This is a genomic window from Pseudomonas sp. 1 (assembly GCF_056626735.1).
On record NZ_JBWXMQ010000027.1, the window covers coordinates 1 to 16,933 of the forward strand.

Consider the following 16,933-nt stretch of genomic DNA (forward strand, 5'->3'; position numbering starts at 1 on the left):
TGCCGCAATGGTGCTCATTATTGCAGACCTCACGCGCATTGGATGTATTCAATCCACGACGGGTGAGGCGGCTCCTGACGGAACTCATTTTTTGCGCGGAAGCACAGCCCCCAACACCTGTTTGGCGGTTTGCACGACAATCCCCGCCTCGTCCGGATCCCCCTTGAGCAACGTGGTGGCGAACTTCTTCGCTTGTTCGAGCTTGATATGCGGAGGAAGCGGTGGAACGTTGGGGTCGGTCTTGAATTCGATCAGCACGGGGACATCCGAAGCCAGCGCCTGCTCCCACGCGGCGGCCACGTCGTCTTCGCGGTCGACGAATATGCCTTTCAGCCCAATGGAGATGGCGAACAGGTGATAAGGAACATCGGGAATGCTCTGCGACGCTTCGAACTTCGGATCCCCCTCCATGACCCGTTGCTCCCAAGTCACCTGATTGAGGTCTTCATTGTTGAAGACGGCGCAGATCCATTTGGGGCTTGCCCACTGCCGCCAATATTTGGCCACGGTGATCAACTCCGCCATATTGCTCATCTGCATCGCGCCATCGCCCACCAGCGCGATCACGGGACGCTCCGGGAACGCGAATTTGGCCGCAATCGCATAAGGCACAGCGGCGCCCATCGAGGCCAGGCCGCCAGACAGGGAACACTTCATGCCGCGCCGCACTTTCAGATCGCGGGCGTACCAGTTGGCGCAAGAGCCGGAATCGCTGGTGATGATCGAAAGTTCCGGCAGACGTGGCGACAGTTCGAACACCACCCGTTGCGGATTGACGGGATCGGCCTTGGCCATGGCGCGTTTTTCCAGGGTTTTCTCCCAGGAAGCACGCCAGCCTTCGACCTTTTTGCGCCATTTGCGTGACGTTTTGTGCTCAAGCAATGGCAACAGTGCAGCGAGGGTTTCCCCGGCGTCACCTACCAGATTGACCTCCATGGGGTAGCGCAAGCTAAGCATGTCGGGTTGCAAATCGATCTGCACCCCGCGTGCCTGACCTTCCTTTGGCAGAAATTCAGAATACGGAAACCCAGAGCCGATCATCAGCAAGGTGTCGCATTCGGTCATCAACTTGTAGCTGGGTTCGGTGCCCAGCAAACCGATGCTGCCCGTGACCCAGGGCAGTTCGTCCGGCAGTACCGCTTTACCGAGAAGCGCCTTGGCGACACCGGCGCCAAGCTTTTCCGCCACGGCGATGACCTGGTCGGTTGCCTGCAACGCACCGGCCCCCACCAGGATCGCCACTTTTTCGCCTGCATTCAGAACCTCGGCGGCACGTTGCAGATCCGCGTCATAAGGCACGACTTTCGGTTTGGTATAGCCCACCCCGGAATGCACAGTGCCATGGGTTCGTCCCGGAGCTTCATATTCGATGTCCTGCAAGTCGTTGGGCAGGATGATTGCCGTGACGCGCCGCTCACCGACAGCCGTGCGTACCGCCCTGTCGATCAAGTGGCGAACCTGCGCCGGGGCTGACGCCTGTTGCACGAAGGCACCGGCGACATCCTTGAACATCGACAGCAGGTCGAGCTCCTGCTGATAGTGACCACCGAGTGCCGCGCGGGCCTGTTGCCCCACAATCGCCAGCACGGGTACGTGATCCATGCGCGCGTCGTAGAGTCCCGTGATCAGATGTGAGGCACCAGGGCCTGACGTGGCGATGCATACCCCCAGCTCGCCGGTGAACTTGGCATGCGCCGAGGCCATGAACGCGGCCATCTCTTCGTGCCGCGCTTGAATGAATTCGATCTTTCCCCGCGCCCGGCTCAGTGCGCCGAAAACGCCGTTGATGCCGTCGCCCGGATACCCAAAAATCCGCGTCACGCCCCACTCGCTCAGTCGCTCGACCAGAAAATCGCCTACAGTCATTGTCATGTCGTTTTCGCCTTCACCCAGTGCATGTAAAGGACTGGACAGTCCGGCGGACGGCGAAGTTCGTGTGGATGTCGAGCCCCTCCATCAAGTGACGCATGGGCTGATTGCAATCCTGCTTGAGGTTGCTCCGGGCATCAGCAGTTATCTGTAGCTGTCACAAATTCCATTTCTGCTGACACAAAGGCGAATTTTTGCCGCCCCTTGGATATTGGCGTGAAGTCCGCTGGCTGCGCTTTCGGCGCTAGAGCACGCCATTGAGCAGCAAACTACACTTCATTCTGAATTAGTGATTTAACTAGGTAGTTACCTAACTATATAATGCCCCCCTCATTTCAACGGGACATTCAACGTGAAGCAGAGTCAACGCCTCTCGGGCATATCAACATTCATTCTGGTCGGGCTGGGCGTGATCATCGCCCTGCTCGGCCTGGCACTGGCCGCTGGCGGTATGAAATTGGTCAGCCTGGGAGGCTCTTGGTACTTCCTGGTCGGCGGTCTGGCGATGGCCGTTTCCGGTCTGCTGATCGCCCGCCGCAAGCCTGCCGGCGCCTGGCTGTTTGCGGCGTTCCTGCTGGGGACGGCGATCTGGGCAGTGATCGATGCAGGGCTGGTGTTCTGGCCGGTGTTCTCGCGTCTGTTCATGTTCAGCGCCGTGGGCCTGGTGGTCGCGCTGGTCTACCCGATGCTCAAACGCGCCGATGGCGGCGTCGCGGGTCGCGGTGCTTACGGTGTTGCGGCTGTTCTGGCGGTTGGACTGGCGGTGGCCGCGGGCAACATGTTCGTTGCGCACCCGACCGTCGCGCCTACCGGTACTGGCCCGGGCCTGACGCCAGTGGAGCCGGAAAAGGCGCAGAAAGACTGGGCGCACTACGGTAATACCGAGGGCGGCAGTCGCTTCGCTGCGCTGGACCAGATCAATCGCAGCAACGTCGACAAATTGAAAGTCGCGTGGACCTACCACACCGGCGACATCGCCGAGAGCGACGGCAACGGGGCCGAAGACCAGCTGACCCCACTGCAGATCGGCAACAAAGTCTTCATCTGCACCCCGCACAACAACTTGATCGCGCTGGATGCCGACACCGGTAAAGAACTCTGGAAAAACGCGATCAACGCTCAGTCCAAAGTCTGGCAGCGTTGCCGTGGCATGGCCTACTTCGATGCCAGCGCAGCCGTCGCCAAACCGGCCGGTTCGCCTGTCACCGAGACCCCGGCCGCTCCTGCTGCCAACTGCACCCGTCGTTTGCTGACCAACACCATCGACGCCCGCCTGATCGCAGTCGATGCCGACACCGGCGAGTTCTGCCAGGGTTTCGGCAACAACGGCCAGGTTGATCTGAAGGCCGGTCTGGGCGATGTGCCCGACAGCTACTATCAATTGTCATCCGCGCCGCTGATGGCCGGCACCACCGTGGTGGTTGGCGGTCGTGTGGCCGACAACGTGCAGACCGACATGCCGGGCGGCGTGATCCGTGGTTTCGACGTGATGACCGGTGCCATGCGCTGGGCGTTCGACCCGGGCAATCCGCAGGATAAAAAGGCACCGGCCGATGGCAAAACCTATGTTCGCAGCACGCCGAACAGCTGGGCGCCGATGTCCTATGACCCGGCAACCAACACAATCTTCCTGCCAATGGGCAGTTCGTCCACCGACATCTATGGGGTCGAGCGCAGCAAACTGGATCACACCTACGGCGCCTCGATCCTGGCGCTGGATGCCAACAGCGGCGAAGAAAAGTGGGTCTACCAGACCGTGCACAACGATCTCTGGGACTTCGACCTGCCGATGCAGCCAAGCCTGATCGACTTCACCAAGGACGGCAAAACCGTGCCCGCGGTGGTGATCGGCACCAAGGCCGGACAGATTTACGTGCTCGACCGTGCCACCGGCAAACCGCTGACCGACGTTAAAGAAGTACCGGTCAAGGCGTCGAACATTCCAAACGAACCCTACTCGCCAACCCAGCCGAAATCGGTAGGCATGCCGCAGATCGGTGCCCAGCACCTGACCGAGTCGGACATGTGGGGCGCAACCCCGTACGACCAGTTGCTGTGCCGGATCGATTTCAAGTCGATGCGCTACGACGGTCTGTACACCGCGCCAGGCACTGACAAATCCCTGAGCTTCCCGGGCTCGCTGGGCGGCATGAACTGGGGCAGCATCTCGACTGACCCGGTGCACGGCTTCATCTTCGTCAACGACATGCGCCTGGGGCTGTGGATTCAGATGATCCCGTCGCAGAACAAGGGCCAGGCAACTTCCGGTGGCGAAGCGCTGAACACCGGCATGGGCGCTGTGCCGCTGAAAGGTACGCCGTACGCGGTCAACAAGAACCGCTTCCTGTCGGTCGCCGGCATTCCTTGCCAGGCCCCGCCGTTCGGCACCCTGACCGCCATCGACATGAAAACCCAAAAAGTCGCCTGGCAAGTTCCGGTCGGTACCGTTGAAGACACCGGCCCGCTGGGCATCCGCATGCACCTGCCGATCAAGATCGGTCTGCCAACCCTCGGCGGCACCCTGTCGACCCAGGGCGGCCTGATCTTTATCGCCGGCACCCAGGACTTCTACCTGCGCGCGTACAACAGCGGCAACGGTGAAGAAATCTGGAAAGCCCGTCTGCCGGTCGGCAGCCAGGGCGGCCCGATGACGTATGTGTCGCCGAAAACCGGCAAGCAATACGTGGTCATCACCGCCGGTGGCGCTCGTCAGTCCACCGATCGCGGCGACTACGTGATGGCGTACGCCCTGCCGTAAACCGCAGCGCCCTCCTTTATTTCACTTGTGCGCGGCGCCTTCGGGTGCCGCGTCGTTTTATGTCCTTCGCTCTGGATTTGCGCAATGTCATTGGCTGTTCGCTTTTCTCACGCCGGCGTATTCACCGGCATGCTGTTCGGTCTCACCTGCGGCGCTGCCCTGCCCGCTTTCGCCGATACCGATTCGAGCGTTTTTACCCGCAACACCCTGACCGGCGACTGGGGCGGACTGCGGCACCAGTTCGACGAAGACGGCATCAAGTTCACCGGCGACTACACCGGCGAAACCGCCTACAACGCCGACGGCGGCCTGCATCGCTCGGCGCGCTACTCGCAAAACATCAAGCTCGGCGCGCAGTTCGACCTGAGCAAACTGTACGGCGTCGAAAACGCCGGCAAGATCCAGCTGAGCATCAACGACCGACGCGGCAACAGTGCCTCCGAAGATCTGGTCGGCAACCGTCTGCCCATTCAGGAAAACTACGGTGGCCTCTACACGCGCCTGACCGAACTCAGTTACGAACGCAGCCTGTTTACCTCGGCGCTGAACGTCAAACTCGGCTACATGGCCATGGGCAACGACCTCGGCGGTCTCGACAGTGGCATTCTCTGCAACTTCATGAACGCCGGTTTCTGCGGCCATCCGCTAAACATGTCCGGTGGCAGCGGCTGGACCAACTACCCCAACGCCCACCTGGGTGTGCGGGTGAAATACGACCTCTCCCCGGCCTGGCAACTGCGGGTGGCCGCGTTCAATGTCGACCCGCAAAGCAACGGCAATTCCAGCCGTGCCTGGCACCTGGGCCCGAAACACACCACCGGCACCGTGGTGCCGATCGAACTGGTCTACAAGCAGGCGGGCAAACTGCCGGGCGAGTACAAGGTCGGTTATTACTACGACAGCTCCGACGTCAAACGCATCGGCAGTGACAAGGAAGTGTCCGGACGCGGCGGCCATTACGTCCTGATCGACCAGGCCGTCTGGGCCTCGGACGCCTCCGAAGGCCGCAGCCTGCACGCTTTCGGCCAATACTCGGCGGCCAGCGAAGCCGCGTCGCCATTCAGCAAGTGGTACGGCACCGGGCTGGTTCTGTACAAACCGTTCGAAGGCCGCCCGCGTGACACCGTGGCCCTGGGCTATGGCCGCGCAGTGCCTAATCCGCGCAGCCGCGATGTGCAGCAGGACGCCGCAATCGCCAATGGCGCTGCGTTCCCCAATCTCGACAGTGCCGAGCAATTGATCGAACTCGGTTACGGCTATCAAGCCACTCCATGGCTGACGCTGCGCCCGAATGTGCAGTACATCATCGAGCCGGGCGCGTTTTCCGGGCAGGACATCGACAATGCACTGGTGTTTGGATTGCAGGTGAAAGCCGCGCTCTGATACCGACGTTTAGCGACCACAAAAAAAGCACCCGAACAGACTGTGTGAAAACGCACTGAAGGCCAGTGCAACAAACGCCCCGACTTGGTTGGGGCGTTTGTTTTCGTGCGAGCAACAGACGAAAAAGGCCGTTCAACCGATCAAAGTCATCAGTTGGCGCGCGCCGCGTGCAATTTCTTGTAGCTCTCGATCAGGCGCAGGTGCCGATCCAGCCCTTCCAGCTTCATGCTGGTCGGCGTCAGGCCGTAGAAGCGCACGCTGCCATTGACCGAGCCGATCGCCGCATCCATGCGCTCGTCGCCGAACATGCGGCGGAAGTTGGCTTCGTAGTCTTCCAGCTCCAGATCCTCGTCCAGCTCCATTTCCAGCACGACGTTGACCGCTTGATAGAACAAGCCGCGCTCGACGGTGTTGTCGTTGTATTGCAGGAAGGCTTCGACCAGATCCTTGGCCTGCTCGTACTTCTGCAAGGCGAGGTAGATCAGCAGGCGCAGTTCGAGAATGGTCAACTTGCCCCATGGCGTGTTGTCGTCGAACTCGATGCCGATCAGCGTGGTGATGTCGGTGTAATCGTCCAGCTCGCTGTGTTCCAGGCCTTTGACAAGGTTGCGCAGGCCGACCTTGCTCAAGTTGTGCAGGTTGAGGATGTCGGCACGGAATTGCAGCGCTTTGTTGGTGTTGTCCCAGATCAGGTCCTCTACCGGATAGATCTCCGAGTAGTCCGGCACCAGAATGCGGCAAGCCTTGGCGCCGATGTGCTCGTAGACCGCCATGTAGACTTCCTTGCCCATGTCTTCAAGGATGCCGAACAGCGTCGCGGCCTCTTCGGCGTTGGAGTTTTCGCCATTGCCGGAGAAGTCCCACTCGACGAATTCGAAATCGGCCTTGGCGCTGAAGAAACGCCACGACACCACGCCGCTGGAATCGATGAAGTGCTCGACGAAGTTGTTCGGTTCGGTCACGGCCTGGCCCGAGAAGGTCGGCTGCGGCAGATCGTTGAGGCCTTCAAAGCTGCGGCCCTGCAGCAATTCGGTGAGGCTGCGTTCCAGCGCCACTTCGAAGCTCGGGTGCGCGCCGAACGAGGCGAACACGCCGCCGGTGCGCGGGTTCATCAGCGTCACGCACATCACCGGGAATTCACCACCCAGCGACGCGTCCTTGACCAGCACCGGGAAGCCCTGCTCTTCCAGCGCCTTGATCCCGGCGAGGATGCCCGGATATTTCGCCAGTACCTCTTGCGGTACATCCGGCAGGGCCATTTCCCCTTCGAGGATTTCGCGCTTGACCGCTCGCTCGAAGATTTCCGACAGGCACTGCACCTGCGCTTCGGCCAGGGTGTTGCCGGCGCTCATGCCGTTGCTGAGAAACAGGTTTTCGATCAGGTTGGACGGGAAATACACGACCTCGTTGTCCGACTGACGCACGAACGGCAGCGAGCAAATACCACGCTGGGTATTGCCGGAGTTGGTGTCGTACAGGTGCGAGCCGCGCAGTTCGCCGTCGCGGTTGTAAATACCCAGGCAGTACTCGTCGAGAATTTCTGCAGGCAACTCGTCTTTCGAGCCAGGCTTGAACCAGCGCTCGTCCGGGTAATGCACGAACTCGGCATTGGCGATCTCTTCGCCCCAGAACTGATCGTTGTAGAAGAAGTTGCAATTCAGCCGCTCGATGAACTCGCCCAGCGCCGAGGCCAGCGCGCTTTCTTTGGTCGCGCCCTTGCCGTTGGTGAAGCACATCGGCGACTGCGCATCGCGGATGTGCAGCGACCAGACGTTGGGCACGATGTTGCGCCACGAAGCAATTTCGATCTTCATGCCCAGGTCGGCCAGAATCCCCGACATATTGGCGATGGTTTGCTCCAGCGGCAGGTCCTTGCCGGCAATGCGGGTGCCCGCGCCGGACGTTGCAACCGGCATCAACAAGGCCTGGGCATCGGCGTCGAGGTTCTCGACTTCCTCGATCACAAACTCTGGCCCGGCCTGCACAACCTTTTTAACCGTGCAACGGTCGATCGAGCGCAGGATGCCCTGGCGATCCTTCTCGGAGATGTCCGCCGGCAGCTCGACCTGGATCTTGAAGATCTGGTTGTAGCGGTTTTCCGGATCGACAATGTTGTTCTGCGACAGACGAATGTTTTCGGTCGGGATATTGCGGGTGCTGCAGTACAACTTTACGAAGTAAGCCGCGCACAAGGCCGACGACGCCAGGAAATAGTCGAACGGACCCGGTGCAGAGCCATCGCCCTTGTAACGGATCGGTTGATCGGCCACCACCGTGAAGTCATCGAACTTGGCTTCGAGTCGGAGGTTGTCGAGAAAATTGACCTTGATTTCCATGCGGGTTACCAGAATAGCGAGCTAAACAAATTGGCCGCCATTATCCGGTTTTTGAGCGTGAAGTCTTGTGCTTTCGGGTCAAGGACGTCCGAGCGGTCAGACACGACTGGCACAACTTCTGAACATCCCCAGGCTGAAGATGTTCTAGATTGAACAGACACCGGATCAAGGACGAGCAGATGGATATCTCCAGCCATTCGACGCCACTCCCCAACCTTCAGGGCCCTGTCACCCGGCGTCTGGCTGTGGCGGTGGGTGCTCTGTTCATTGCCGGGGTGATGGCGGCAACTGCCGCGTTGCTCGGTATTGCCACTCATCTGGATGAGGAGGACGTCGACGACGTGCGGTTCTATTCGGCGCGAGCGCTGGAAAACCGGATCACCGCATCGAAAAACTACATCAGCAGTTACGCCTACTGGACGACAGCGTATGAACGTTTGGGCGGCACAGTCGACACGAATTGGGCGTACACCGAGCAGAACATGGGCAAGACCCTGTTTACCAACGACGGCTATGACGGTCTGTTCGTGCTGGATCGGGACCGCACCAAATACACCGTCGTTCGCGGGCAATTGCTCGATGCGCAAATGCGCCAGTATCTTGAGGTTCCGGCGCTCAGCCTGGTGGAACAAGTGCAGAACCAGCCGGACCTGACCAGGCCTGTCAGTACTTATTCATTGTTCGAAGGCTGGCCGGCGCTGGTAACCGCTGCGGCGATCCTTCCCAACGATGAGCGTCCGGTGGGCGATCCACAAAAAACCTCCGTGCTGGTCTTCGTCGACAAGCTGACGCCCACCAAGTTGCGCAAGATCGGCAGCGGGTACGGGCTGAACAATCTGAAGCTGGCACCGGATGGCACCATCGACCCTGGCCAGCCCCGCGTCCCGCTGGACAGTACCGGCTACAGCCTCGTTGCTGATCTGGAGCGACCGGGCCAGCATCTGCTGTGGTCGTTGTTGCCAACCCTCGGCCCCGCTTTGATCGTGTTGATGGCCCTGACCGCGTGGTTCTTTCGCCATGCGTTGCGTTCCTCGCGCTACGTCGACGACAGTTTTGAAGCGATGCAGGCCTCGAATCAGGCACTGCTGGCGTCCAACCGCGCCCTTGAAGCCAGCGAAGAGCGCTTCCGGGCGGTGGCCGAAGCGGCTTCCGACTGGATCTGGGAAGTGGATGAAGCGTTGGCCATCACCTATCTGTCGGCCCGGTTCAGCGCAGTCACCGGCTATGAGCAGGCCCAGTGGATCGGCAAACACATCGGGCACTTGCTGGTCTGCGACACCACGCCACTGGATCTGTGGCTGAAAAAACTCGATGACGGGAGCAACGCCAGCGACCTGCGCTGCACCTACCGTGACCGCAAGGAACAACAGCGCCACTGCCGCCTCTCGGCCAGGCCCATCGTGGAGGGTGCGGCAGTCGTCGGTTATCGCGGCACGGCCAGCGACATCACCGATGAAGTCGCCGCCCATGCGCAGATCCAGCACTTGTCCCTGCATGACGCGCTGACGGGCCTGCCCAACCGCAACAAGCTGTCGCGCTATCTGGACGACGCCCTGTTACTCAAGGAGCACGCCCCGCCTTTGTCGCTGCTGATGATTGACCTGGATAACTTCAAGCCGATCAACGATTCGCTCGGGCATCCGGCAGGCGATGCTGTGTTGCAAGAAGTCGCCAGCCGCTTGCGCGAATGCACGCGCGACCACGATATCGTCGCCCGTCTGGGCGGTGACGAGTTCGTCGTGGTGCTCTGCGGCATGGACACGCATCAGGAGATCGACAAATTCTGCACACGCCTGATCGGCAGCCTGCATCAGCCCATCCTCTTCGAACAGCAACCGTTGCACATCGGCGCCAGTGTCGGAATCGCCCTGAGCCGGCGTCACGGGTACGTTGCCAGCGAGCTGATCCGTTGCGCGGACATTGCGCTGTACCAGGCCAAATCCGAAGGCAAGAACACCTGGTGCTATTTCGAAGCGCACATGAGCGATCAGATCCAGACGCGCCGGCAGATGGAGGATGAACTGCGCCGTGCCCTGACGAACAATCAGTTTGTGCTGCACTACCAGCCCCGATACACGGTCGATGGCAAGAAAATCGTCTCGGTCGAGGCATTGGTGCGCTGGCAGCACCCTGTCAAAGGGTTGCTAGGGCCGGATGTCTTCATTCCGCTGGCCGAGCAGACCGACCTGATTGTCCCCCTGGGCCGCTGGGTCCTGCGTGAGGCGTGTGAAACGGCACTGACCTGGCCGGCGGACATTCTGCTGTCGGTCAACCTGTCCCCCGCGCAGTTTGCGATCAGCGATGTGGTCGAAGATGTACGCGAGGTGCTGGTCGGCACTCGCTTGCCGGCCAGCCGACTGGAACTGGAAATCACCGAGAACGTCATGCTCAACGACACCGACGGCGCGTTGACCACCATGAACGCGCTCAAGGAACTGGGCGTGCGCCTGAACATGGATGACTTCGGCACCGGTTATTCCTCCCTTGGCTATCTGCGCGCCTACCCGTTCGACGGCATCAAGATCGACAAACGTTTCATTGCTTCCATCAGCACCGGCGCCAATGATCGGGCGGTGGTCCAGGCCATCATTGGCCTGGGTAAAGCGATGGGGCTGACCGTGACTGCCGAAGGCGTTGAAACCGAGGAACAACTGGACATCCTGGGCAAGGATCAATGCAACGAAGTGCAGGGTTATTTCATGAGTCGCCCGATCGACAAGGCGGCCTTCGCCAGTCTTCTGCAGGCATCAAGAGCCACCCCTGTCGAGCCTGCCAGACAGCGAAAAGGCCGGGTGAACTGAGGACGCTGACTCAGCACATCCGCTCAATCGCAGCACGACGGTTTGCTTCAGTATCCGGCGACTTCCCTCACGGCCGGTCACTGACACATGAAAGCTTTCATGCAACCGCGTTTTGCCCTGGCACTCTTGTATTGCGCAATGGCCGACTCGGCATTTGCCAGCGGATTTCTCGACGACGCCAAGGCCGAAGTGCTCAGCCGCAACTTCTACCTGAGCAACGACTACCGCTCGCCCTCACCCGCCGGCAAAAACTACAAACAGGAATGGGCTCAAGGGTTTATCGGCACTTTTGCATCCGGTTTCACGGACGGAACCGTCGGATTTGGCCTCGATGCTCACGCTTTTTACGGACTGAAACTCGATGGCGGTAAAGGGCACTCCGGCACGGGGCTGTTGCCGGTGGACAGTGACGGCCGTAGCGCAAGCGACTACTCCAGCGCCGGCGGTGCGCTGAAGCTCAAGGCCTCGAAGACTACCCTCGCCTTCGGTGAAATGACCGTGGAAACGCCGGTGTTCGACACCTCGGACAAACGGCTGCAACCGGAATACGCCACGGGGTTTCTGCTCGACAGCCACGAGATCGAAAACGCGCGCCTTGTCGCCGGGCGCTTCACGGCATTCAAGAACCAGGACAGCTCTTCCGGCAAAGGCGATTTTCAGGGCTACGGCGCCAGCACCCGAGGCGAAAGCATCAGTTTCGTCGGCACCGACCTGTTCAGCGACAGCCCGGTGGGTGGCGCGCTGTATGCGTCCGATCTGAGCGACACCTGGCGCCAGTACTACGCCAACCTGCATTTCAAACAGTCCGGTCTGTTGCTCGACGCCAACGTCTACCACACCCGCGATACCGGTCAGGCGCTGGCCGGCGATATCGACAACACCGCGTTCAGTTTCTCGGGCAAATACACCTTTGGCGCCCATGCGGTGATGCTCGGCTGGCAACGCATCAATGGCGACACGCCGTTCGATTTCGTCGGTGGCGACTCGATCTACCTGGCCAACTCGATCAAATACGCCGACTTCAACGGTGCCCACGAACGCTCCTGGCAAGCGCGTTACGACCTCGATCTCGGCGCCTTTGGCATTCCGGGGCTGAACTTCATGACCCGTTATGTTTCCGGCAGCCACATCGACGGCACCCACGCACCCAAGGGCGGCGCTTATAACCCGTTCGACGCGGACAGCGGGCAATACCAGCCACAGCAAGGGGACGGCGGCAAACACTGGGAGCGCGATATCGATCTGCGCTACATCGTCCAGTCCGGCGCGGCCAAGGATTTGTCAGTGCAGCTGTCCCACGTTTCACACCGGGCCAACAGCGCCCAGGCGGGTGATGACATTGACCGGATCTACGTGGTGATCCAGTACCCGCTGGGTTTTTGAAGGGAAAATGGCGGAAGGCAGCCGGAGTCGAACCTGCCCGGGAACGGATGCCGTCCCCAACCGGGTTTGAAGCCCGGCCGCGCCACCGGGCGCGATTGCCTTCCTTGAACTCAGCTGGCGCCAGAGTTGGCCAGCGCACTGTCGAAGCGGATCTGCCGGCCTTCGCCGACGCGTCGGGTCAGGCCCAGCCGATCGAAGTATTCAAGGATCTGAATACTGCGTTTGCGTCCCAAGCCTAGCGCATCACGGAATGCCGTGACTTCGATTTGCGGATTTTCTTCAGCCAGGCGCAGCAACACCGCCGCCATTTGCCGCAACGTGATGTCGGTGACAAACAGGTCGCGCACCACTTGATGCGTCACGCCAAGGCGCGCCAGTTTGCGCAGCAGCAAACGCACGGTCGCGTCTTCCTGGTCGACGACTTTCGCCATGTCGCGTACCCACGGCGGATCGAAACCGTTCTGTTCGAACAATGGCTGGAGCGCCTGCCACAGGGTTTCGTCGTCGGCACTCAGGCGTACCTGGTGGTCGGGCAAATGCAGCCACGGGCCGCTGGCGACCAGTGAACCGGCGCCGAGCAGTTCTTCCAGCAGGCTGATGAACGTTGCACGTTCGACACTCAAACCGCTGAAGCGCCGCAGACGGTCGCGATCCGGCCCCATTTGATCAGGCTCCAGCTCATGAAAGCGTGCCAGTTGCTCCAGCAAGGTGAACTTGAGCATGCCCCAGCGCTGCGCATTGAACAGCATCGGCCCTTGCCGGGTTTCGATCAGGCGGACGTTATCCGGCAATGACCAACGCTCACGCGGACGATTGAACTGACGCTCCAGGCGCTGCGGATCAAGGCCGCTTTCGCTGTATTCCAGCAACGTCGGCAAGGCCTGTTCCAGCTCGGAGTTGATCGCCAGTGCGCGCAGTTGCGCCAGCCGTTCCGGGCTGCGCCGTTGACGGGCTGGCGCGAAGGGATCGAGCACGCGTCCACCGCCGAGCGTTCGCTGGGCACTGGCGTCACGCAGGATCAGCGGGTCACCGTGGACGCCGTGCACCGGGACGTTCGTCAGCAGTTGCGCAAACATGCGCTCGCCGGGCGCCAGGCTCGAGCCTTCCAGCAAGGCGACCCGGGCGATCACGTCCTGCGTGCCCAGATGCAGGTGCACTGGCTGGAAATGCTGGAAAACCCGTTCGCCCGGCAACAACCGGAATTCGATGTCCAGCCGCTGGGTCGGTGCGTACAGCCATTCGGCGAGCAACCATTGGCCGCGATGAATCTGCCCAAGTTCCAGACGATCCGCGCTGATGTTCAGGGCTACGCGCTGGCCGGCGAATGCCTGCTCGGCGGCCTGATTCTGCGCGTGCAGTCCCCTGACCCGCACGGTTTTGCCCGCCGGGCCGAGGCTGAGTTTGTCACCCACGGCGACCGCGCCTGAAAGCGCCGTCCCCGTCACCACGATGCCGGTGCCGGCGACACTGAACGCCCGGTCGATCGCCAGACGAAATCCACCGTCGCGACTGCGTTCTTCGCTTTCTATCTGCAGCAACGTCTGGCGCAACGCGTCAACACCCTCGCCCGTCACGCTGGAAACCGTCAACAGCGGCGCCCCGGCATAGGGGCCAGACGCCAGAAGGCTTCCAACCTGTCGGCGGACTTCTTCCACCCTGCCCGCCTCGACCCGATCGCACTTGGTGATCGCCACCAGCGCCCGGGGGATGCCCAGCAGCTCGACAATCGCCAGATGCTCGCGGGTCTGCGGCATCACTCCGTCATCCGCCGCCACCACCAGCAACACCAAATCGATGCCTTGCGCGCCAGCGAGCATGTTGTGGGTGAATTTCTCGTGACCCGGTACGTCGATGAAACCCGTCAGCCCGGCGCCCGGTGCCAGTTCTGCGTACAGATAACCGAGGTCAATGGTCATCCCGCGTTCGCGTTCCTGCGGGCGGCGGTCGCCGGTTTGCCCGGTGAGCGCTTGCAGCAATGACGTCTTGCCGTGGTCGATGTGCCCTGCCGTGCCGATGATCACGTTTGCAATTGCCCGAGTTGCGCCTGCCACGCCGGTTCATCGTCGAGTTGCCGCAGATCCAGCCACAACGCGTCGTCATCGATGCGCCCGAGCACCGGGATCGGCAAGGCGCGCAACCCGGCTTCCAGGTTCAGCAGGCTACGTCCGCGCAGGCGTTTCGATACCTGCGGGCGCAGGCACAGCGCTGCGCTCGGCAGGCGTGCCACCGGTTGGCTTCCGCTGCCGATCATGCCCAGCGCAAGTTCTGCGGTGACGGTCCAGCCCTCGCCCAACAATTCGGACATGGCCGGTTGCAGGCGTTCGGCCTGGGCCAGAATCTCGGCTTGCGGGCGGGTCAGCAGGCGCAGGCTCGGTAAACGTTCGGCCAGACGATCCGGGTCGCGATAGAGACCGAGCACCGCTTCCAGTGCGGCCAGGGTCAGTTTGTCGACCCGCAACGCGCGTTTCAGCGGATTCTTCTTGATCTTCGCGATCAACTCCTTGCGCCCGACGATCACCCCCGCCTGCGGGCCGCCGAGCAATTTGTCACCGCTGAAGGTGACGATGTCGGCGCCATCGAGCAGCGCCTGGCGCACCGTCGGTTCCGCCGGCAGGCCCCAGCGAGTCAGATCCAGCAGACTGCCGCTGCCAAGATCTTCCAGCAGTGGCAGATCATGCCGATGGGCCAAAGCGGCCAGTTCGGCGGTCGGGACCCGGGCGGTGAAGCCTTCGATGCTGTAGTTGCTTGCGTGCACGCGCATGATCAGGCCGCTGCGTGGGCTGATGGCGGCTTCGTAGTCTCGGGCATGGGTGCGGTTGGTGGTGCCGACTTCGTGCAGACGCACGCCGGCGCGGCTCATGATGTCGGGGATGCGGAACGCGCCGCCGATTTCGATCAGCTCGCCCCGGGAAATGATGCCTTCCTTGCGCGCGCCGAGGCTGTTGAGGGTCAGCAGTACGGCAGCGGCATTGTTGTTGACCACGGTCACGGCTTCGGCGCCGGTCAGTTCGCGGATCAGGCCTTCGATCAGGTCATCGCGGTCGCCACGCTTGCCGCTGGCCAGGTCGAACTCCAGATTCAACGGATAGCGCGCCGCGAGTTGCACCGCGTCAATGGCTTCTTCGGGCAACAAGGCGCGCCCGAGGTTGGTGTGCAGCACGGTGCCGGTCAGGTTGAACACCCGGCGCACCTGGCTGCGCTGCTTCAACGCCAGTCGTTCGGCCACCCTTCCGGCCAGGGCTTCGGGGCTGATTTCAACGGCGGTCAATTGCCCCGCCAGCACGGCTTCGCGCAAGTCATCCAACAACTGGCGAAACCCCGTCAACAGCGCCTCGCGCCCGTAACGCTCGGCCAATGGCTGACACGCGGGATGGCGCAACAGGCTGTCGATGGAAGGTAAACGCAAGGCAAAGACACTGACGGACATCAGGCACTCCGGAAAAAACCGATGCGCCTGAGTGTAGACCCTTGCGTCATTCGTCTCCTGGCGCCAGCAGCAGATTCGGCGCCAGCCGCTGATAACCGTCCTGAGCCAGGCGCATGTCGAGCAGCAGACTGCCCAGATCTGCCGACAGCGCCTCGCCCTCCCCGTCGTTTTCCAGATACAGCAGCTTCAGATAGCTGTTGCAGCCCGGACAGACTTCAGCGCGCAACGGCGCCTGATTGGCGGCGTGGCGGTCATCCTCAAGACTCAGGTATTCAAGCCCTTTGCTCTGTTCGCAATACACGCACTTGACCCGCACCACATGCCATTCGCAGGCACACAGCGAGCACACCAGATAACGCAGTCCGTTGTGCTTGCCGCGATGGCGGATCACCCCGGCCATGGCCGGCGAACCACAGGCCGGGCACTGGCTGAGGCTGTCGCCGGGTGTCAGTTGCAGATTCGCTGCGCTGAGCAGCCAATGACTCCACGCCGCTTGCAGCGCCGCGCCGAGAAACGGCACCAGCGCCGCGGGCACCAGCGAATATTGGCCGCTGACCAGCGCCACGGCCCAGGCGCGCAACTGGCCGGGGCTGGCAAGGCGCAGCTTGGTCACGGCCTCGACCACAGCAGGTTGCTCGGGGGCGACATAACGCTGCAGCAAGGCTTCGAGATAAAGCTGCCAGGTGTCCTCGCGAATCAATGTGTCGGCGGCGAACGGCGGCATGCCGTGTTGCCGGCAGACTTCCAGCCGCTGTTCATCAAGCGACGCGGTCGAGGGCGGATCATCGAGGATCTGCTGCTGGACTTGGCACAGCCCGGCAATCAAATGCAGGTAGTCGGCCAGCGGATGACCTTCGGCCAAACGTTCAAGACGCCGGGCCCGCAACATGAACAGGTTGTGCGGTGGCAAGTGCAGAAACGGCGGCGAACTGGCCGCCGCTTCGATTTCTCCGGGTTCAAGGATGGTTGGCAACTG

9 protein-coding genes and 1 tRNA gene are annotated in these 16,933 nt (G+C 61.5%); 4 read left to right on the plus strand and 6 right to left on the minus strand.

Translation table 11 applies throughout. The features are described 5' to 3' along the window. Positions 1–84: 84 nt before the first annotated feature. Positions 85–1,872 (minus strand): thiamine pyrophosphate-requiring protein, encoded by a 1,788-nt coding sequence (locus tag AC1MDC_RS27205; RefSeq protein WP_480394081.1) that lies wholly within the window; start codon positions 1,870–1,872, stop codon positions 85–87. A 349-nt stretch (positions 1,873–2,221) separates the two neighbouring features. Here AC1MDC_RS27205 and AC1MDC_RS27210 point away from each other — a divergent pair, with 349 nt between their 5' ends. Both AC1MDC_RS27210 and AC1MDC_RS27215 read left to right on the plus strand, forming a co-directional pair. Beyond that, a complete protein-coding gene (locus tag AC1MDC_RS27210) occupies positions 2,222–4,627 on the plus strand; it encodes a glucose/quinate/shikimate family membrane-bound PQQ-dependent dehydrogenase (protein WP_480394082.1) in 2,406 nt (801 codons plus the stop codon). An 84-nt stretch (positions 4,628–4,711) separates the two neighbouring features. Beyond that, positions 4,712–6,010 (plus strand): carbohydrate porin, encoded by a 1,299-nt coding sequence (locus AC1MDC_RS27215; protein ID WP_480394083.1) that lies wholly within the window; start codon positions 4,712–4,714, stop codon positions 6,008–6,010. Positions 6,011–6,159: 149 nt separating this feature from the next. Here the strand turns inward: AC1MDC_RS27215 and AC1MDC_RS27220 are convergent, their stop codons facing one another. Beyond that, entirely contained in the window at positions 6,160–8,346 is a 2,187-nt protein-coding gene (locus tag AC1MDC_RS27220; protein ID WP_480394084.1) for an OsmC domain/YcaO domain-containing protein, read from the minus strand. Positions 8,347–8,525: 179 nt separating this feature from the next. Here AC1MDC_RS27220 and AC1MDC_RS27225 point away from each other — a divergent pair, with 179 nt between their 5' ends. Both AC1MDC_RS27225 and AC1MDC_RS27230 read left to right on the plus strand, forming a co-directional pair. After that, complete coding sequence (locus tag AC1MDC_RS27225; RefSeq protein WP_480394099.1) at positions 8,526–11,147, plus strand: bifunctional diguanylate cyclase/phosphodiesterase; 2,622 nt, start codon at positions 8,526–8,528, stop codon at positions 11,145–11,147. Positions 11,148–11,246: 99 nt separating this feature from the next. Continuing rightward, on the plus strand, positions 11,247–12,530 hold the full coding sequence (locus AC1MDC_RS27230) for an OprD family porin (protein WP_480394085.1): 1,284 nt from the start codon (positions 11,247–11,249) through the stop codon (positions 12,528–12,530). 8 nt (positions 12,531–12,538) lie between these two features. Here the strand turns inward: AC1MDC_RS27230 and AC1MDC_RS27235 are convergent. The 4 genes from AC1MDC_RS27235 to fdhE all read right to left on the minus strand — a co-directional run bounded on the left by AC1MDC_RS27235 (position 12,539) and on the right by fdhE (position 16,930). Further along, a tRNA-Sec gene (locus tag AC1MDC_RS27235) sits at positions 12,539–12,634 on the minus strand. A 6-nt stretch (positions 12,635–12,640) separates the two neighbouring features. Further along, entirely contained in the window at positions 12,641–14,551 is a 1,911-nt protein-coding gene (gene selB / locus AC1MDC_RS27240; RefSeq protein WP_480394100.1) for a selenocysteine-specific translation elongation factor, read from the minus strand. Then, on the minus strand, positions 14,548–15,957 hold the full coding sequence (gene selA, locus AC1MDC_RS27245) for an L-seryl-tRNA(Sec) selenium transferase (RefSeq protein WP_085702987.1): 1,410 nt from the start codon (positions 15,955–15,957) through the stop codon (positions 14,548–14,550). The genes selB and selA overlap by 4 nt, the downstream gene beginning before the upstream one ends. Before the next feature lie 46 nt (positions 15,958–16,003). Continuing rightward, positions 16,004–16,930 (minus strand): formate dehydrogenase accessory protein FdhE, encoded by a 927-nt coding sequence (gene fdhE, locus AC1MDC_RS27250; protein WP_480394086.1) that lies wholly within the window; start codon positions 16,928–16,930, stop codon positions 16,004–16,006. Positions 16,931–16,933: the final 3 nt, after the last annotated feature.